This is a genomic window from Flavobacterium sp. JLP, assembly GCF_015350755.1.
Classification (GTDB): Bacteria; Bacteroidota; Bacteroidia; order Flavobacteriales; family Flavobacteriaceae; genus Flavobacterium.
In genome coordinates this window covers 1,168,248-1,189,028 of record NZ_JADKPS010000001.1, presented here as the reverse complement: position 1 = coordinate 1,189,028, position 20,781 = coordinate 1,168,248, and the positions used below count along the sequence as shown (strand labels likewise).

Here is a 20,781-nt window from a genome sequence, read left to right as displayed (position 1 = left end):
TCGTTAGTCTTTTTTTGATTTAATTGGGCATCGAAATTTTTCCCATAGTTACAGATGGAATTTTTTGCGAACCAAAATTAAAATCTCCTCCAGCAACTGTTTCATTGGCTAAAACGGCAAATAAAACAGCTTCTTTGGCATCGCTGGAAATACCTAGATCATCGCTTTTATAAAATTGACATGGCAATAATTCTTTTAGCCAGCTTACCAGTAACGGATTATTTGTTCCGCCGCCAGACATATAGATTTTGAAATCTTCAATTTTATATGAAGTGTTTTTTACAGCGTATTGAATGGCTTCTGCAATAGTTTCAGCACTAAATCGCGTTAAGGTTGCCAATAAATCTGGAGCTGGAATATTCTGAATGTTGCTTTTTTCCAGAGCAGTATTTACATAATTGGCGCCAAATAATTCTTGGCCGATTGTTTTTGGAAAACTTTTTTTGAAGAAATCATTGTCTTTTAAATGCTGCAAAAGCAATTTATTTACAGTTCCTTGTTTGGCTATTTCTGCATCTTTATCATAGCTTTTTTCAGGATAATATTGTTTTACAAAAAGATCGATTAAAGTATTTCCGGGACCAGAATCGGTTACAAAAGTTTCTTCGGCATTTAAAGTCGCTGGCAAATAAGTGAAATTGGCAATTCCTCCCATATTCAGCATAATACGATTTTCTCCTTTTTTTCCGAATAAAAAATAATCGCCATAAACGGCTAATGGAGCACCTTCACCACCTGCAGCAATGTGTTTTTGTCTAAAATCAGATAATGTTATGATGCCTGTTTTTACCGCAATATGATCTCCATCGCCAATTTGTAAAGTAGCGTTTGGGAACTTTTCCTGCTTGTGAAGAAATTTTGGCGCATGTAAAACAGTTTGTCCGTGCGAAGCAATTAAATCGACTTCATCCGATGAAATTTTCCATTTTTTTAGGCTTTCATTTATCATTTCGGCATGAAGCAAACCAATCCATTCGTTAAGCAAAACCAAATGTTGAAAGTCGATATTTTTTTGAGCAAAAACTTTTCGAATTTCAATTTTAATTTCTTCAGAATAATCAATGGTTTCAAACTGAATAATTTTCACGTCAGTGTTTTCGCCTGAACCAGAGATTTCGCATAACGCAATATCGAGGCCGTCAAGAGAAGTTCCGGACATAAGCCCAATAATTTTTCGAGTTTGCTTTTGGGCAATTTGATAAAGTACCTTAATATTTTTGTTCATAAAAGTTCATTTAAAATGCTAAAGTTAACCACTTGGGAGCAATTAATTCTAACAAATAAGGACATAGATTTTATTAGCTTTATAAAAATCCTTTCACTAAAAATAAAGCAGATAGCTCTATGTGTTAGAAATGAGTTTCTTTTTGTACACTTTTTTATTCAAAATATAAAATCTATGTTTCTATGGGTTTAATAAAACCTAACAGGGCAAAATTATTTTATTATAGATTCATAAATAATTTTCTGAATATCTTCCCGAATTTTTTCTTTGGCTAATTTATTTCCTTCTTCGCCAACTTCAGGATAGGTTCTATTAGACAGAAAAACGTATACAATTTCAGTTTCGGGATCAACCCAAGCCATGTTTCCAGTAAATCCGGTATGTCCAAAACTAGAAGGTGATGTGCATTGGCAAGTCGGGCCGTCTTTTCCCATTCTTTTATCAAAACCTAAACCTCTTTCAACGCCTTCGGCACAATAAAAACAAGTATTAAAAGTATCGAAAGTAGCAGCAGAAAAATAACGTTTGCCTCCATAACTTCCTTTTTGCAAAAACAGTTGCATCATTTTAGCAACATCCATTGCATTCGAGAAAATTCCCGCGTGACCAGCAATGCCGCCTTCCATAGCCGCAGCCATATCGTGCACATAACCCTGAATTACCTGATGTCTAAAATAAGTGTCGATTTCAGTTGGAGCAATTGCATTTTTATCAAATCTCGACAGCGGATTGTATGTCGTGTAATTCATTCCGATTGAGTTGTAGAAATTCTCTTTGCTTAAATCTTCCAATTTTTCGTGCGTTGCTCTTTCTAAATATTCTTTTAAAATGATAAAAGTAAAATCGCTGTATTTGTATTCTTTTTTAATTGAAATTGGAGAGTCGGCGATAAATTTCATGATCGTGTCGTGATAATCATTTCGAATAAAAAGGCTGTCAGCTACTTTTGTGGTGAAATTTTTCTCTGGAATTTTTCTATAATATTTAGCCAGCGGATAACCTTTCGCATCAATTGTAGATTTGTAAAACGGACTCCAGGCAATAAGTCCGGCATAATGATTTAATAGCTCTTTAAACGAAATATCTTTTTTATTTGATTTTGCAAAAAGCGGCAGCATTGTTCCTAGTTTTGTGTCTAAAGCAACTTTGTTTTTATCATACAACTGCATGACATTTGGAAGTGTCGAAATCATTTTAGAAATCGATGCGACATCAAATAAATCAGTATTAGATACTTTTACATCTTTATCGTACGTATGATATCCGTACGATTTCTGAAAAACGACATTTCCTTTTCTGGCCACTAAAACCTGCATTCCTGGCGCCATTTTGCCATCAATTGCTTTTTGTGCAATGGCATCAATTTTAGAAAGAATAGCAGAATTCATTCCCACGTTTTCTGGCGTTTCAAAACCTAAGCGATCTATTTTTTGAGTTGTTAAGCCTTCATTAACTTTAAAATTTTCATTAATAGAAACCGGAAGTTTTCCTTTTGCCTCTTTTGCTCCAAATAAAATTTCGGCAGAGACAATTTGAGAAATCGCTGCATTTTGATACGAAACAATTACCCCTTCAATATCATCAAAATTAGGTATTGGAAGCAGTGAATATGGTTTAGCGAAAACATCTAAAATTACTTTATTATTTTCGGCAATTTTTTGAAGCGAAAATAATTCCATTTCTGTAAAATCTTGCTTTTCCCAAGGTTTATTGATTTTATGAAAACCAATTATTACGAGATCGTATTTTTTTAATTCTGCGTTTAAAGTGTCGACGTTGGTATTCGCAACTTCAGTGATTTCGGTATATTTTTTTAATGCAGTTATAAAATCGCTGTTATCATCGTCGCCTAATTTTACGTAAGCAATTTTTTGATTTAGATTTTTTATTGGCAGAATTTCTTTTTCATTTTTTAAAACGGTAATGGCATTTTCATATAATTTATAATGAAGCGCATCATTTTGCGGACCGTTAATATCTTGCTGTAAATTTTGTAAATCAACAGGTTTGTATTTGTTTAAGCCAGCCTTGTATTTATAATGAAGAATTTTTTTAACCGAATGTGCCAAACGATCTTCTGTAATTTGGCCATCTGCGTAAAAAGTCTTTAGTTTTTCTACTGCCGTTGGTACATCATCTGGACAGAGAAAAATATCATTTCCGGCTTGTAAAACGGCTAATTCAAGATCGCCAACGCCTTTAAAATTGCTTGCGCCTTTCATGCCTAAACCATCCGTAAAAATTAGTCCATCAAAACCCATTTGTTTTTGAAGCAGATTTGTTACCACTTCATAAGAGGCAGAAGATGGATAATTTTCGCGTGGTTCTAAACTCGGAATATTAAGATGACCCACCATTACAGATGCTAAACCTTCATCAAACAATTGTTTGTACGGATATAATTCAACTTCGTCAATACGTTCTTTAGAAAAAGAAACGATTGGCAATGTTTTATGCGAATCTGAAGAAGTGTCGCCATGTCCGGGGAAATGTTTTCCTGTGCAAAGAACGCCTTGACTTTGAATTCCTTTCATTAAAGCAACGGCTTTATTGCCAACATTTACTTTGTTTTCTCCAAAAGAACGATTACCAATTATAGGATTCAGCGGATTTGTATTGATGTCTAAAACTGGCGCAAAATTAAAGTGGATTCCCATTCGCTTGCATTCGGCGCCCATATTTTTACCGACATTTTCAATTAAATTTAAATCCTGAATCGCGCCCAAAGTCATGTTCCAAGGATAACGGTATGTTGAATCTAAGCGCATGCTCAAGCCCCATTCGGCATCTAGTCCTATAAACATAGGAACTTTTGCTTTTGCCTGATAAACATTGGTCAATTTTGCCTGGCGAACCGGACCGCCTTGAAAAAAAATGATCCCGCCAACTTTATAATTTTCAACCAAAGCTTTTATTTTATTTTCATGAACGGAATCTTTGTTTGAATAAGCCGAAACAAAAAATAACTGTCCCAGTTTTTCATCTAAATCCATTTTAGAATAAATGCTGTCTGCCCAACGATTTTCAGCATCAGAGTCTTTTAAAAAAGACTTTCTTTCTGATTTGTTTTTGGCAATGTAGGTTTCTTTTTTTTCTGTTGAAATTGATTTGTCAACAATAGCTTTTGTTTTATTTTTTTTAGAAACGCCACAGTTTATAATTAAAAAAAGGACAGCTAAAAAGAGGCCTATTTTTATAATTGAATTTTTCATTGAATTATTTTTTGGCAATAGAATATCAATTAAATGAATTTGTATTGCTGTTTTTCATGTTTTTAAAAAGATATTTTTTCGTCAGAAGTTTTGCTGGTAAAGTAAATTCCGATGTAAGTAAATAATCCGTTTATTATAATTAATTCGTTATCAAAAGTATATCCTAACAATTGAGCTGAATTTTCGCTTAAAAAATAAGTTAGTATTGGAGAAATAAGACAGATTATAGGAATCAATTTGTCGTTTACTCTTCTTAATTTTTGCAATAATCCGAAAGCATATAATCCTAATAGTGGTCCGTAAGTATAAGATGCGGCTCTAAAAATCAGGGCTACAACAGAACTGTCGTTAAAAGAATTCAGCACAATAATTACTAAAAAAAGCAAGATTGAAAATCCAAAATGCACAAAATGTCTTTTCTTAATATTGTTTGTATTGGTTAAATTTTCAGATTTATCCATTCCGAGAAAATCAACGCAAAAAGAAGTTGTGAGTGCCGTTAAAGCCGAATCTGTTGTGGCAAAAGTTGCTGCTATAATTCCCAAAAGAAAAACAAAAGCCGGAATAATAGACAAATGATTTAAGGCAATTTCTGGAAAAAGCAAATCGGTTCGAGGTTTATTTGTTACCAAATCTAACGGAATTGCAACATGATTTTGATTAGCGTAGATGTATAATAATGCGCCTAAACTTAAAAAAATGATGTTGATTAAAACAAAAATTCCGGTAAACGTAAACATGTTTTTTTGTGCCTCGCCGATGTTTTTGCAGCTCAGGTTTTTCTGCATTAAATCTTGATCCAGCCCAACCATTGCAATTGTCACGAACATGCCGCCAAGAATTTGTTTTACAAAATGATATTTATTGCTAAAGAAATCATCAAAGAAAAATACTTTAGAATAATTGCTTTTTTGAATGGTGGAAATCGATTCAATAATTGTTAAATCTAAACTGTCGCAGACAAAATAAATGGTGATAAAAACAGAAGTCACCAAGAAAAATGTCTGCAGCGTATCTGTTATAATAATAGTTTTCAGTCCGCTTTTATAAGTGTATAAAAAGATGAGTGTAAGTGCTAAAAATACTGTCAGTGGAAACGGAATATGATAATAGTTAAACACATAGCGCTGTAAAACAATGACAACCAAATAAAGCCTAAAAGCGGAACTGATTGTTCGTGAAATCAAGAATATTGAAGCGGCAGTTTTGTAGCTTTTTGCGCCCATTCGCTGCTCAATATAGCTATAAATCGAAGTCAGATTCATTCGATAATAGAGTGGGAGCAAGACTTTAGCAATTATGATAAATCCGATTGCGTTTCCTAATACAAACTGAAAATATTTGAATTGTTCTCCGTTTGGCGAACCAACTTCTCCCGGCACAGAAATAAAAGTTACGCCCGAAAGCGCGGTGCCAATCATACCAAAAGCAACTAAGTACCATTTAGAATTTTTATTTGCTTTGAAAAAAGAATCATTGTCCTGACCTTTTTTGCTTGTAATGTTTGAAATGAGCAGTAAAAGCCCAAAATAAACAAAGATGAAAATTAAAATAGTACTTGAAGACATTATGTTTTTGGTTTAGTTATCAGGTTGTTTTTGGTTATTTTTTTAAACTGTTTTCTGATAAAACAGCACGCACGCTTTTGTGTTTTTGCAATAATTCGGCAGCTAGATCATATTCAATTTCCAATTCTTCCATTATCATTTTGATACCGCGTTTTACTAATTTTTCGTTGGATAACTGCATGTCTACCATTTTGTTGCCTTTTACTTTTCCGAGTTTTATCATTACAGCTGTCGAAATCATGTTTAGAGCTAATTTTTGTGCCGTTCCTGATTTCATTCTTGTACTTCCGGTAAGGAACTCCGGTCCAACAATAAGTTCGATCGGATGGTCTGCAACTTGAGCAATCAGTCCGTTGCTGATGCAAGAAATACTTCCTGTTTTAATGTTGTTTTCTTTTGCTTTTTTCAATCCTCCCAAAACATAAGGCGTATTTCCTGAAGCTGCAATTCCGATAATAAAATCCAAGCTCGACACTTCAAATTTAGCTAAATCTTTCCAAGCTTGTTCGGTATCATCTTCTGCATTTTCAACCGCTTTTCTGATCGCTGTGTCACCTCCCGCAATGATTCCGATAATCATATCGTGTGAAACTCCAAAAGTTGGCGGACATTCAGAAGCGTCTAAAATTCCGATTCGGCCAGAAGTTCCTGCTCCAATATAAAATAATCGGCCTCCGAGCTGCATCTTTTTCACGATCGATTTTACTAATTTCTCAATCTTCGGAATTTGCTGCTCAACAATATGCGGTACTTTTTTATCTTCTGTATTGATGTTAAGGAGAAGTTCCTTAACGCTCATTTGATCTAAATCTTTGTATAAAGATTCTTGCTCAGTTTCAGGATTTTTATTTTTCATTTTTTCTTTTTTTTGTAGGCGGTATGCGTGAAATTCAAAAACTTTTCTGATTCAGAATTTCGATTGTTAATACTAGGTTAAGTTCTATTTTATAAAAAGAACAGGCAGTTTTGAGGAAGTTTATTTTGATGAACAGCTTTGTTAGTAAAGCAAATAGGGTTTTCTTATTTTTTTAAAGTTTTCTAAATCTTTTTTCCAGCTTTCTCGAATTTCTTTCTCTGAAGTTCCGGCTTCTACTTGCTGTTGCAGTTTTTTTGTTCCAGCCAATTTTGTAAAAAACGGAGTAAAGAATTTAGATTTGTCAGAAGTATTTTGATACGCTTTAATGAGCCATTTCAATTCGAGCTGATTCAGTTTTGGATAAGCAGTTAAATCTTCTCCAAAACATTCTTTGCCATTATAAAGAGGATCTTTTGCACCAAAATTTGGTTTCGGAACAAAAGAAAAATTTCCTTTTGGCAAATAAGGAGAACCGTAGATTTGAAATTGTTTTTCGGTTCCTCGGCCAACGCTCACGGTGGTTCCTTCAAATAAACATAAACTTGCATATAAATTTATAGCTTGATCATTAGGAAGATTTGGTGAAGGTTTTACAAGAAGGCTGTAACTCATTTCTCGTTTATAATTTAAACATTGAATTACGGTTAATTTGCATTGTGCACCATCTTTAAGCCATTTTTCTCCATTAATCATTTGCCCGTATTCACCAATTGTCATGCCGTGCAAAAGCGGAATTGGGTGCATGCCCACAAAACTCGTGAATTCTTTTTCGAGCAAAGGGCCATCGGTAATTCTTCCGTTTGGATTTGGCCGGTCTAAAATGACAAGCGGTATATTGTTTTCTGCACAAGCCTCCATAACATAATGCAAAGATGAAATATAAGTGTAAAAACGAGCACCAACATCTTGAAGATCAAAAATTATTACATCAATTCCAGCTAATTGTTCTTTTTTTGGTTTTCTATTTTCTCCATAAAGCGAAACAATCGAAAGTCCGGTTTTGGCATCTTTTCCATCAACAACATGCTCGCCTGCATCTGCAGTTCCTCTAAAACCGTGCTCAGGAGCAAAAATGGTTTTGATATTTATTTTTTTCTCTAATAAAAAATCAACCAAGTGTTTTTTGTTGGATAAAATTCCAGTTTGATTGGTTACAATGCCAACTTTTTTGTCTTTTAATAAAGGAAGATATTTTTCGAAATTATCAGCTCCTGTTTTAATTTCATTACTGCCATTGATTTTATTTTGAATGATTTCTGTTGAAGAATTGGCATTCGACGCACTTGAAATGATCAAAAATAAAATAAAAGCGATTTTTTTAAAGGATTGAAACATAACACAAAAGTTTAAATTACGATTAAAATTACGTTTAATAAAGGACAAAAAACGAAATTAGGTAATGAAATCGAACCACTTTTAGATTGAAGTGGTTCGATTTTTTAAGGCTTATTTATTCGTGATGAAAGTAACCGATGGAGCGTTTAAGGTCGCCGTTGGTAATCCGCCTATAATTCCTCTGCAATAAATGGTGTAAACCCTTCCCGCTCTAGGAATAAAAGCTGCACTAGCTGGTGAATTGGCAAGATTGGCAATTGTAGTTCCCGTAATTGTTCCTGGTACATTTGTTGGAGAACCAGCCACACGAACCTGCAATTGATATCCTCTTGTATCTTTTGGATCTTGTGGTTCAATCGCAATGTATTTCTCACTGCCACCTTTAAAGGTTACATTTCTGTAAGTATAAATTTCTTGTGTAGTCACAGGTGTTGCACCTGCAATTGACGTTTCTTTTATTAATCCTAAATCATAACCTGCAGGAGCAGAATTGCTGATGACATTTATAAAACGAATGTAAGCCTTAGTTTTGTCTAAATCTGCAACTGATAAATCATCATTTAACTGATAAACAGAATATACTGGAGGCGTAACAGACGGCGGCGTTGACAGCAAGAAACTGGTGTAATATTTTCCTGTTTCGGTAACTATATTTCCGTCAAAAATAGTAACTGCTGGCGTTGTAGGAGTTACAATTTTCAAAGGCTGTGTTCCAGGCTTCATTAAAACATAATTGATTGGAATTGGATATTGAGCACCATAACTCATACCAATAGGAACTCCAGTTGTAACGCCGACAGCTGATATTTTTTCTGTTCCTGTAAAGTAATTGATTTGAAAATTAGTTCCGTTTGGGCCAACTGCCGCATGAACAAATTTTACGTTAGAAGCATTTGCAATTCCATCCTTAGTCTGGTAAGGAGTTTGATCGTTCTCATCTCCGCAGGACGTAAACACAAGAAGTCCTAAAGCAGGAATGATTAACTTTTTAAAATGATTAAATATATTTTTCATCTGATTAGATTTTTAATTCATAAAAAATTACGGTTTAGAAAACCACATTTCGACAGTATGGTAATCTACTTTATCAGCTCCAATGGCTTTTAAAGCATCAAAATTCCAAACATATTCGGAGTTAAATCTCGGGCGAACTCTGTAGGGTAACTTTCCATTGTTGTCAACAAATAAACCTCCGTTTGGGGCAAAAGTCATTGTTTTGTACACATTCGTATTATCATAATGATATTTACGCAAGTCTGTCCAAGTCTCTAGCATTCCATAACCAAATAAGGCGACATATTTTTGAAGCATAATATGGCTAATAGTCAAGTTTGCAGCAGCTGGAACGATATTTACATCCGTTAAAAAGGCTGTTTTTTCAGCAGCTGTAATTGTTGAGGTAATAGGGAAAGTAGTACTTACAACCGTATTTGCATTTACAAAATCAATGTTAGCGTCAATTGCTTTTTTGTAAGCATCTAAAGCCATCGCTTTGTCTCCTTTTATAAAAGCAGCTTCAGCTTTAATAAATTGAATTTCAGAATAGGTCATTAAAGGAAAATTCGCTTTGTCTCTAAAAATATATCTTCCCGGAGTTGTAATAGTTCCTGCGGCATAGGTTCCGTAAATATTTGGGATTCGGCTTACGTTTGTAGCAACTGTTGAAGCTGTAGTATTCAGCGGATTTCCATTAAAAGTATATTTACTAGGATCTGGATTTGCAGCAGAAGCCGGAGCAGTTTCAGAAAGACCTACAGAAGGAGCTAAAACTCTAGAAATTCTAGGATCTTTAACGCCTCCAAAAATAGTTCCATCCATTGTTCTTACGGCGAAATCAGTTTGACGATATGTGCTGAAGTTGTTTCTTCCCGGACCGTAAAAATTGATATCGGCAGATACTGTTCCGTTGTATCTGATCAACGCATTGTCTGCATTAGAAGCAAGTGATTTATCGCAGTATTCAATTACTTTGTTAGGATCGTAAGAAGCTTTATTGATTTGATTATTTAAGTTTCTTGCTAAAACGCCGTACGCAAATTTGATCCATTTAGAACGGTCTCCTCCATACATTTTATCGCCTGCAGCCGTGTAAGTCTGCGACACATTTCCGTCTGTACGATTTAAGTCTATTAAGCCTTCATCTAACAAACGAACAACTTCTGCATATACTTTTTCTTGCGAAACATAATCAAAAGAAAGACGTTGTGTAAAAACCTGGTCAAAATCAATCAATTCTGAATGATAATCTGTTGCAACCTGCCAAGACCAAGCTCTGATTACTTTTGAGATTCCAGTAATATCATGACGTTGTTCTGCCGCAGCTTTTTCCTGCAGTTTGGTTAAATTTAAACCAATGGCAAAATACGCCATTTTCCAGATTTCGCCACCAGTATCACTGTTTGCCTGATAGCCAAAACGATCCCATTCGCTGCCCACTGCGCCAGTTGTAGCAATACTAAAATTTTGAATGTAACGTCCTAAACATCTGTTGTCAAATTGTAGCCCAACTGCCATTTGCTGTTCGATTGGCGGCATTAAAGCTGTTGCAGAAACATCAACAGGAAAACTTGGATTTACGTTTATATCTTCTAAATCGTTGCAAGAAATCATTGTGGTTACAAAACCTAATGCTGCTATATATGTTTTTATGTTTTTCATGGTCAATTAATTAAAGTCCGATTTTCAATCCTAAGTTCAAACCTCTTGGTGTAGAAACTACTCCAAAGTCAAAACCTGTTCCTCCAGCACCTCCAGTTGAAGCATTAGTTCCGTTAACCGAAGGATCTGCTCCAGTATAATTGGTAATAATGAAAACGTCGGTCATCGTTAAGTAAAGCGAAAGATTGTTTATGAATGTTTTTTTCAAGATTTCTGAAGGCATTTGATAGCTTAAAGTAATATCTCTCATTCGCAGCCAATTGATGTCTTTTTCGACAAAATCAGCATCAATAGCGCCAGTTCTGTAATATTCGTTTTGAACACTTGGTCTTACCGGAATATTATTTTGTGTCGGGGTAGCCGAATTTTCTAGACCATCTCTCAATACACCTTTTACAATTCTGGTTTGATCACGGTCTAATGTTTTAGTAGACAATCCGTTTTGATATAAATAGAATTCGGTTGCGTTGTAAATATCACCGCCTTTTCTAATGTCTAACAAGAAAGATAAAGCAAGGTTTTTGTATGTAAATGTATTTTGTAAACCCAACATAAAATCTGGATTTCGGTCTCCAATAATTTTAAAGTTTGGATCTTTTAAAGCAAATCCTGTATTGGGGTCAATTAAAGGTTCGCCGGCATTATTTCTTAAATAATCATTTCCAGTTAAAGTTGTCAGCGGATTTCCAACTGTTACCCCGCCGCGAACATTTCCGTAAAGCCAAGTATCTGAAACATAATATTCAGAAACTACAGAAGGAAGATTTAATAATTTCGAACGCGTTTTGCTGAAGTTCGCACTAACATTCCAAGAGAAATTATCTTTTTGAATTGGAGTTCCGTTTAAAGTAACCTCTAAACCTTGGTTTTGTAAATCTCCAAAGTTTGCAGAAGTTACAACGAATCCAGTTCCGTAGCTTAAACGCATATTTTTAAGAATAGGATCGATTGTTTTGGTGCTGTAAACCGCAACGTCTAATCCAACTCGGTTTTTAAAGAATTTTAATTCTGTACCTAATTCAAATGATTTACGGAATTCTGGTTTCAAATTCGGATTTGCACCGGTAACACCATACGCATAACCTCCATCGGTAGTCAATTGCGGATTAAAAACTGGTTCTGCAGAATAAGGCGAAGGAATATTTGCCGCTTCAGCATAAGAAGCTCTCAATTTACCGTAAGAAAGAATTTCTTTGTCTTTCAATCCGTTTAGGTTGGTGAAAACAAAACTCGTTGAAACAGAAGGATAGAAAAACGGATCTGGTAATACAGAAGTCCAGTCTTCACGTCCAGTTAAAGTTAAATAAACAATTTTGTCATAATCTAAACTCATCTCAGAAAAGAAACCAATGATTCTGCTTTGAATAATTCTCTCTTGTGATCTTTGCGTTGTAGCATCTGTATTATTGATCGAGTAGAAGTTAGGGTCAAAAAATCGGCTTCCTGTTGTAGATAATATTTTATAATCATTATCGTTAACAGAATTACCTACCATAAGTTTGGTATTGAACTTTCCGAAAGATTTTTTAGCTGTAACTAATAAAGTCGTGTTTAAATTACTTGTATTAGAATAGTAAGATTCAATATAACCGCCAGAAGAAATTCCCGCGGCAGATTCAGGGTGAATGGCTCTGTAACCTTGAGCAGAATTGACATCCCAGCCCACACGTCCAGTCAAATTAAGCCAAGAATACGGATCGTAAACTAAGCCAACATTGGTTATAAAACGATTATTAAAATCTTCAGATAAATTTTTGTTTACCTCCCAATATGGATTATCGGTTTCAGTATCTAGTGCACCGCTTGTTATTTTTCGTCTTGTTCCGTCAGGATTAAGATAAACACTTGCATCATCATTTGCCGGCCAAGTTAATAATGAAAGCAAATAACCTGCATTTGTTACACCCGGAATCTGTACAGCAGATCCAGCTCCTTTTGCTGCTTTTTGATTGTCTGATTTTGTAAAATTAAAACTAGCCTCAGATCTTAATTTTGAAGATAATTTTGCAGTTGCATTCAAATTAGCAGTCAAACGGCTGTATCCAGTATTCGGAACAACCCCTTCTTGCTCTAAGTTCGCAATAGACAAACGGTATGAAGTAGTTTCTGTACCCGCTTCAAACGACAAATTATGATTGGTTGAAACTCCAGTTTGAAAGAAATTTTCAACATTATTATAAAATTTGGTTCCCGGTTCGTAAGCAGTTCCAAATTGTCTTCTGTAATCTGGATTGTTTACGCCGTCAGAACCTCTTTGATATACTTTTTGAGTTTCTGGAAAACGGTATAAATTGTCGAATCTTGTGTTGGTAGAGTAGGTAAGTCTGCCCACTCCTTTTTTGCCTTTTTTAGTGGTAATCACGATTGCACCGTTTCCAGCCTGCATTCCGTAAAGTGCTGCCGCTTCAGGGCCTTTTAAGATAACCACAGATTCGATATCGTCTGGGTTAATATCGGCACCTCTGTTGGTGTAATCCTGCGTTCTGTTAGGAGCATCAGAAATCGTTAAACCTTGGTTCATTGTTTCGTTGCTGACTGGTAATCCGTCAACAACATACAAAGGCGAGTTGCTGCCACTAAGCGAATTTACACCTCTTAACTGAATCGCAGCAGAAGCTCCTGGAGCACCAGAAGTGCTGGTAACAGTCAAACCTGCAACACGGCCTTGAAGTGCCGTTGCAAAGTTCGGACGCTGTGTGTCTGCGATTTCTTTACCTTTTACTTCTTGTACAGCATATCCTAAAGAAGATTTGTTGCGCACAATTCCCATAGCACCTACAATAGTTACATTGTTTAGAGTTTGGGCACTTTCAGAAATAACGATTTTCAAATCGGTTCCGTTTACAATAACTTCTTTGGTGTTAAACCCGATATAAGAGACTAAAAGAATATCTCCTTGACGCGCTTTGATAGAGAAAGTTCCATCAGATCCCGTTGAGGTTTGATCTTTAGTGCCTTGAACGAGTATGTTCGCGCCTGGAAGCGTATTGCCGCCGCCATCTGTTACCTTACCTTTTACTGTGGTGTTTTGGGAATAACCTGCGAGCATTCCAAAAAAGAAAAGTAGAAGAATTAAATACTTTTTTTTCATAAGGGTTAATTGTTTTGGTTAGAGACTTGAAATGTATAAATAATTTTTAAAAAAAATGCAACATTATGTGGTATTTATACAAATTCTATTCAATAATGCATAAAAACGCATAATTTCTTTTTAATTAATTGGGAATATGTAAATCGTAAAAAGTTTCATTTAGCACATTTTCATAACTGCGATGTTTTTCTAAATTTGTAAAAAAGAAGATCGTATGCTCAAAAAGGAAAGACAGCAATTTATTATGAATAAATTTCAACAGGCCGAAAGAATAAATACGATCGACTTAGCTTTAGAATTGAATATTTCTGAAGACACCATTCGCAGAGATTTTATTGAATTAAATGATAAAGGACTAATAAATAAAGTCTATGGTGGTGCATTTTTAGCCAAAAACAATCATAAAAATGTTTTTGATATTACTATTGTAAATGAAGACAAGAAAATAAGTGTGGCTAAAAAAGCACTTTCTTTTTTGAGTGAAGGACAAGTAATTATTATGAGCGGCGGAACAACAAATTTGACTTTCTGCAAACTCATTCCAATAAATTTTACCGCCACAATTTATACGTATAGTCTCCCGATTGCCATGCAGTTATCGCAGCATCCTAATATCGAATTGATTTTTATTGGAGGAAAATTGCAAAAACAGGCAATGGTAACCATTGGTATCGATGTGGTTCAGGTACTCTCTAAAATCAAGGCTGATATATGTTTTATGGGTGTCAGCAGTATCGATGTAAATCAAGGTCTTACCGAAATGGGTTACGAAGTTTCAGTAATTAAAAAAGAGATGATTAAAGCGTCAGACAAGGTAATAGCGCTTTTAACCTCTGAAAAAATGAACAGCAAAATGCCTCATAAAGTTTGCGATCTTGATAAGCTTTATGCTCTGGTAACCGACTTAAATGTTGCAAGTCCTAAAATCCAGAATTTTGTTGATTCTGGAATTAAAGTATTGTAGGTTAGGTATAAATGCATTTTTATGCGGTTTTTATTTAAATATATATCTAATAAAAATAAGAAAACTTCATTAAATGAGAGGTTAAAAAAGCGCAATTGTTTTAGACTTTTGCGCTTTTTTAGTTTGTGTAAGTTTTGTGAATTAAGTTATTGTTTTTTCGGTCACTTTTGATTAATCTCAAAAACGGCACTTATGTTTTTATTTGTAAAAACAGGTATATGTACTTGATTTTTTAGAATGGTTAATTCATATTTTTGATTGATAATAAGTTAAGTCTTTAATAACGTTTTGTGTTACTAATTTAAGTATTTAAATATTTATATAAACCTCTTTTTTGAATTCTTCCAAAAGAAAACAAAATATTATTAAAAGTTATGTGCTGTGTGAAGCCTCCTGACTGCGTGCCTGTTCTAACAATGAAAAATTAAATCCAATTATGAATTATTTAATTACATACAACGATAATAAATCAACTGAACAAATTATACAAGAGATAAATAATATTGAAGGACTGCCTTTAAAAGATTTAAAAGTAATGGATTTGATTTACCATAACGGGGACCCAATTCGGTCAGGAATTGGAGTATATATTTTTAAATCAAAGGAAAAATGTTATTACGTAGGTAATTGTGTTTCGAGATGTTTTGCTGAACGTATTCCCGCACATTTTGATTTAAGAAAAGTAGGATGGTTTAATAGTTTACTAAAAACTATTATTAAACATAAGTTTACTGATAAAAAAATAACAGATGAGTCACTTCATCAAGCAGCTAAATTTGCTTTTGAAAATATAAGTTTAGTTTTAATTAATTTTGAATATAATAAGGATTATATTAATCAGAAAAAAAGAATAAATAATTTAGAGAGAAATTTAGGTGAAGGTTTAAAATCTTATAATACAAGTTTTAGAAAAATTCAATCAGTTGAAATTGAAAATGATATTCTTTAGTTTTTCTTACTATCATTTTTAAAATTAATCATATAAGATCATTTTGTTATAAGTTAGTTTACTCAATAAATATTCTTCTAAACCAATTTCCCTGACCCTCATAGGAAGGAAAATCTTTTGTGCTGTCTCCAGGCTTCGGGATGAGCAAAAGATTGAATCAGATAGCAGGAAATAGCTCCTTAAAACTACAATAAAGAAATCCCAAATTACAATACAGAAAATACAATCAAAGAAAAAACCTTCTAACCTTTGTCCCTTTGCATCTTTGAACCTTAAAAAATAACTATTTTTGTGAAATCATATTCAACAAAAATGTCAATACTTAAGGATTTAGAACAATTAGCAGCATCATTAGAAGGAACACTTTTATACGATGATCTTCATAAAACACTTTATTCGACCGATGCTTCGGTATACCGGATCAAACCAAAAGCGGTTGCCGTGCCTAAAACTATAGCAGATATCAGTAAACTGATTCGGTTTGCGGCGCAGCATCATATTTCGATTACGCCAAGAACTGCTGGAACGTCTCTGGCAGGACAAACAGTTGGTGACGGAATTGTGGTAGATGTTTCGAAAAACTTTACTAAAATCCTGAATTTCGACGCGATTAAAAAAACGGTTACCGTACAGCCCGGCGTAATTCGCGACGAACTGAATTTATTTCTGAAACCTCACGGTGTGTTTTTCGGACCGAATACTTCGACTTCAAACCGCTGTATGATTGGCGGAATGGTAGGGAATAATTCTTCTGGAACAACGTCGATTCGTTATGGTGTTACGCGCGATAAAATTGTAGAAATAAAAGCAATTTTAAGCGACGGTTCTGAAGCGGTTTTTAAGGAATTGACTTCGGCTGAATTTATAGAAAAAACCAAAGGCGATTCATTAGAAAATAAAATATACAAAAGCCTTTACGACGAACTTTCGGTAAAAGCTACCCAGGATGAAATTATAAAAGAGTTTCCGAAACCGGAAATTCACAGAAGAAATACAGGTTATGCCGTCGATATTCTGTTGAAATCAGATTTGTTTGGCGGAACGGAACCCACAATTAACGTCGGAAAATTACTTTGCGGAAGCGAAGGAACTTTGGCTTTTACAACCGAAATTACCTTAAAAGTTGACGATTTGCCGCCAGCTCATAATATTATGGTTGTAGCGCATTATCATAGCATTCAGGAATCGCTAGAATCTGTTGTAGTCGCAATGAAACATCATTTGTACACTTGCGAAATGATCGACGACACGATTTTAGATTGTACCAAAACCAATCGGGAACACATAAAAAACAGATTCTTTTTGGTTGGCGAACCAAAAGCGATTATGATGTTTGAGGTTGCTTCGCATGATTTAGCCGATGCTGAAAGTCAAGCAAATGCCTTGGTTGCGGATTTAGAAAAAAACAAATTTGGTTATGCGCTCGTAAAAATTTACGGAGCTGATATTGAAAAAGTAAACGAACTTAGAAAAGCCGGTCTCGGACTTTTAGGAAGTATTGTTGGCGACGACAAAGCAGCCGATTCTATTGAAGATACAGCAGTAGAATTGAGCGATTTGCCGGCTTATATTGCAGAGTTTTCGGCTATGATGTTACGCCACGGACAAGGCGCGATTTACTATGCGCATGCCGGCGCGGGAGAACTGCATTTGCGTCCGGTTTTGAATTTAAAGAAAACTTCTGATTTAAAGTTATTTAGAACCATCGCTACTGATGTGGCAATTTTGGTAAAAAAATACAGAGGTTCGTTAAGCGGGGAACACGGCGACGGAATTGTGCGCGGTGAGTTTATTCCGTTTATGATTGGCGAAACGAATTACGAATTGCTGAAAAGAATCAAATTGGCGTTTGACCCGAATTCGGTTTTGAATATCGGGAAGATTGTAAACGCCTTAAAAATGGACGAAAATCATCGAGTAATTTCGGGCAGAGTAGAACCAGATATTAAAACGTTTCAGGATTTCTCAGACAGTTTAGGAATTTTGCGTGCTGCTGAAAAATGCAACGGATCCGGTGATTGCAGAAAATTGCCATCGGCAGGCGGAGCGATGTGTCCGAGTTACCGTGCAACCAAAAACGAAAAAGAAACTACGCGTGCAAGAGCCAATGCGTTGCGTGAATATTTAACGTATTCTGAAAAAGAAAATAAATTTGACCAAAAAGAATTATACGAAGTTTTTGAGTTGTGTGTAAGCTGTAAAGCCTGCGCCAGTGAATGTCCGAGTAATGTGGATGTTGCAACTTTAAAAGCCGAATTTTTATACCAATATCAAAAAGCAAACGGATTCTCGACCCGAAATAAGATTTTTGCACACAACGCAAAATTGAATAAAATGGGAAGCTTGTTTCCGTCGATTACTAATTTTATTTCGAATCAGCCGCTCGTTAAAAAAAGCATGGGAATTGCACCAGAAAGACAAGTGCCGTTATTGGCAAAAAAGACTTTCAAAAAATGGTATGAAAATCAGAAACCACAAAACAACAATTTCCCGAACGGACAATTGTATTTGTTTAACGATGAATTCACGAATTATTACGATGTAAATATCGGAATTGACGCTTTTGAATTATTGACAAAATTAGGTTACGAAGTTTTAATTGTAGATCATGAAGAAAGCGGCAGAACCTATTTATCAAAAGGATTTCTAGAAGAAGCAAAAAAAATCGCCAATATCAATGTCAATATTTTTGCAGCTTTAATTTCCGCGAAAGCGCCATTAATCGGAATCGAGCCTTCTGCAATCCTGACTTTCAGAGATGAATATTTACGTTTGGCAGATGATAAGGAAGCGGCTGAAAAAGTAGCGCAAAGTGCCTTTACAATTGAAGAATTCTTCAAAAAAGAAATCATCGACGGGAAAATCAGACCTGATGCTTTTTCAGAAGAAAAGAAAGAAATCAAAATTCACGGGCACTGCCATCAAAAATCGTTAAGTTCTGTCGAAGCAACTTTTGCAATGCTGAATTTACCAACCAATAATACAGTTACAATTTACAATTCAGGCTGTTGCGGAATGGCAGGATCATTTGGCTACGAAAAAGAACATTACCAGGTAAGCATGCAAATGGGAGAGGATACTTTATTTCCAAAAGTGCGTGCCACTGCCGAAAATGTGAAAATCGCGGCTGCAGGAACCAGCTGCCGTCATCAAATTTTTGACGGAACAAAACGTGAGGCCCAGCATCCGGTTAGTATTTTGAGGAATTGCCTGAAATGATTTTTTGTTTCACGCAGATTTGGCAAATTTTAGCAGATTTATTTAAATTTAGAAATAAATAAATCTGCTCGCATCTGCTTAAATCTTTTTTAAATCTGCGTGAAATGAAAATTTTAAAAATGTGTGTGAATCATTTCAATAGCTATAAAAAACTATTACACTATAATTTTCTTGCCGGTTTCTGCAGCCTTATAAATCGCATTTATTACTTTAATATCTTTCAGCCCTTCTTCTCCAGTAATATGATTGGGCAGTTTTTTATTTTCTAATAGTATTTTCGCAATTTCATCCATTTGCGTTTGCTGTTGATTTATAACAGGAAATTTTAAAGGGCCATTTGTAGATTTTCCTTGAAACGGACCATAACTCAAAGCCGGACTTAATTCAAAAGAACCTTCATCCGCGGAAGCGTAAAATCGATCCGTATTAAAATTCACAGAAGTCGTACAATTTGATACGGCACCGCTCGGAAATTCCATCTGCCAGGAAATACTTTCCTCTGTTTCAGAAAAAATTTGTTCGTTATACACTTTGCCCAATTGTGCCGTCACAGCAATTGGCTCTTCGCCCAAAACGTAACGGCTAGCCTGAATGCAATAAACTCCTAAATCCATTAACGGACCGCCTCCAGATAACTTTTTGTTAAGCCTCCATTCATTTCGGTCGTTTTTATTGACAGTACTTTTAGTATCAAGAGGATCATGTATTTTGTAACCAAGAGAAGCTTCAATAAAACGGACTTGTCCAAAAACTTTTTCTTGGCCTAATCGCTTAATTTCTAAATGAGTTGGTTCATAATGCAAACGATAACCAATCGCTAATTGCACATTATTGTCTTCGCAGGCTTTTATCATTTCTTCGCAGTCTTTCACAGTTATGGCCATTGGTTTTTCGGTAATAACATGTTTTCCAGCTTTTGCTGAACGAATAGCAAATTCCTTATGCAAACCATTTGGAACGACAACATAAACCAAGTCTATATCTTTGTTTTTTACAATCTCGTCGAAGTTTTGATAATTATAAATGTTCTTTTCGGGTATGTTATATTGGGTTTTCCATTTTTCAGCTTTTGCAGGAGTGCCTGTAACTATTCCTGCAAGCTGACAATATTCAGAAGCTTGAATTCCTTCTGCTAACATAGAGGCGTAATTGCCAAGACCGCAAAGCGCGATATTCAATTTTTTTCCGGTATAAGGAATTTTATTCTCTTCGGTTGCCGATAAAAAAGAAGGAAGAGTAGTAATAATAACCGAAGCACCAACCCCAACTCCAAATTTATTCACAAAGGATCTTCTTGTAATTTTTTCCATATCGTTTATCTTTTAAGTTAAATATCAATTTATTAGTAAGCTCTTTTTGATAAATGTTACATTTGTGTTTGTTTTAAATGTATTATGCTGAAAAGATGGCAAGCTGATGAGGCGGAGTTGGGTAGATTGATTCTGACTTTTTTGTTTATCGCAGATTTTGCAGATTCTTTTTTTTGATATTGTATGAATTTTGTTTTTTTTACTAGTGGCGGAGAAAAATCTGCTCAATCTGCCGAATCTGCGTGAGAAATAATTCCTGCGATTGGCAAAAAAATTTTGCGGAAATTCGAGAAATTCGAGACAAAAACACTTCTTGTCCTAGTGGCTTCACAGCAAAAAATAATTCCCATTAAAACAAAATGGTTTTATATATTTGAAATCAGGATAATTTTTG

The 20,781-nt window shown here is 34.9% G+C and carries 12 protein-coding genes; 3 read left to right on the top strand and 9 right to left on the bottom strand.

What is annotated here, in order from left to right; translation table 11 throughout:
* Positions 1-19 precede the first annotated feature (19 nt).
* The 8 genes from IRZ83_RS05280 to IRZ83_RS05245 all read right to left on the bottom strand — a co-directional run bounded on the left by IRZ83_RS05280 (position 20) and on the right by IRZ83_RS05245 (position 13,945).
* Entirely contained in the window at positions 20-1,225 is a 1,206-nt protein-coding gene (locus tag IRZ83_RS05280; RefSeq protein WP_194567288.1) for an anhydro-N-acetylmuramic acid kinase, read from the bottom strand.
* Between the two features lie 212 nt (positions 1,226-1,437).
* Positions 1,438-4,437 (bottom strand): glycoside hydrolase family 3 N-terminal domain-containing protein, encoded by a 3,000-nt coding sequence (locus IRZ83_RS05275; RefSeq protein ID WP_194567286.1) that lies wholly within the window; start codon positions 4,435-4,437, stop codon positions 1,438-1,440.
* A 62-nt stretch (positions 4,438-4,499) separates the two neighbouring features.
* On the bottom strand, positions 4,500-6,005 hold the full coding sequence (locus IRZ83_RS05270; RefSeq protein ID WP_194567284.1) for a sodium:solute symporter: 1,506 nt from the start codon (positions 6,003-6,005) through the stop codon (positions 4,500-4,502).
* A 34-nt stretch (positions 6,006-6,039) separates the two neighbouring features.
* Positions 6,040-6,861 carry an N-acetylmuramic acid 6-phosphate etherase gene (murQ, locus tag IRZ83_RS05265; RefSeq protein WP_194567282.1) on the bottom strand — a complete coding sequence of 274 codons (822 nt, stop codon included), beginning with the start codon at positions 6,859-6,861 and terminating at the stop codon, positions 6,040-6,042.
* 141 nt (positions 6,862-7,002) lie between these two features.
* Positions 7,003-8,196 carry an exo-beta-N-acetylmuramidase NamZ domain-containing protein gene (locus IRZ83_RS05260; protein WP_194567280.1) on the bottom strand — a complete coding sequence of 398 codons (1,194 nt, stop codon included), beginning with the start codon at positions 8,194-8,196 and terminating at the stop codon, positions 7,003-7,005.
* A gap of 111 nt (positions 8,197-8,307) precedes the next feature.
* Positions 8,308-9,210, bottom strand: a complete 903-nt coding sequence (locus IRZ83_RS05255) for a DUF4397 domain-containing protein (protein WP_194567278.1) — start codon at positions 9,208-9,210, stop codon at positions 8,308-8,310.
* Positions 9,211-9,237: 27 nt separating this feature from the next.
* Complete coding sequence (locus IRZ83_RS05250; protein ID WP_194567276.1) at positions 9,238-10,854, bottom strand: SusD/RagB family nutrient-binding outer membrane lipoprotein; 1,617 nt, start codon at positions 10,852-10,854, stop codon at positions 9,238-9,240.
* A 10-nt stretch (positions 10,855-10,864) separates the two neighbouring features.
* Positions 10,865-13,945 (bottom strand): SusC/RagA family TonB-linked outer membrane protein, encoded by a 3,081-nt coding sequence (locus IRZ83_RS05245; protein ID WP_029268566.1) that lies wholly within the window; start codon positions 13,943-13,945, stop codon positions 10,865-10,867.
* 214 nt (positions 13,946-14,159) lie between these two features.
* Between IRZ83_RS05245 and IRZ83_RS05240 the strand changes: the two genes are divergently transcribed.
* The 3 genes from IRZ83_RS05240 to IRZ83_RS05230 all read left to right on the top strand — a co-directional run bounded on the left by IRZ83_RS05240 (position 14,160) and on the right by IRZ83_RS05230 (position 19,077).
* Entirely contained in the window at positions 14,160-14,909 is a 750-nt protein-coding gene (locus tag IRZ83_RS05240; RefSeq protein ID WP_194567274.1) for a DeoR/GlpR family DNA-binding transcription regulator, read from the top strand.
* 436 nt (positions 14,910-15,345) lie between these two features.
* Positions 15,346-15,858, top strand: a complete 513-nt coding sequence (locus tag IRZ83_RS05235; protein ID WP_194567272.1) for a hypothetical protein — start codon at positions 15,346-15,348, stop codon at positions 15,856-15,858.
* Positions 15,859-16,170: 312 nt separating this feature from the next.
* Positions 16,171-19,077 (top strand): FAD-binding and (Fe-S)-binding domain-containing protein, encoded by a 2,907-nt coding sequence (locus IRZ83_RS05230; protein WP_194567270.1) that lies wholly within the window; start codon positions 16,171-16,173, stop codon positions 19,075-19,077.
* A 155-nt stretch (positions 19,078-19,232) separates the two neighbouring features.
* On the opposite strand, the gene IRZ83_RS05225 is transcribed toward IRZ83_RS05230, so the two are convergent.
* Positions 19,233-20,387 (bottom strand): Gfo/Idh/MocA family protein, encoded by a 1,155-nt coding sequence (locus IRZ83_RS05225; RefSeq protein ID WP_194567268.1) that lies wholly within the window; start codon positions 20,385-20,387, stop codon positions 19,233-19,235.
* Between the last annotated feature and the right edge of the window lie 394 nt (positions 20,388-20,781).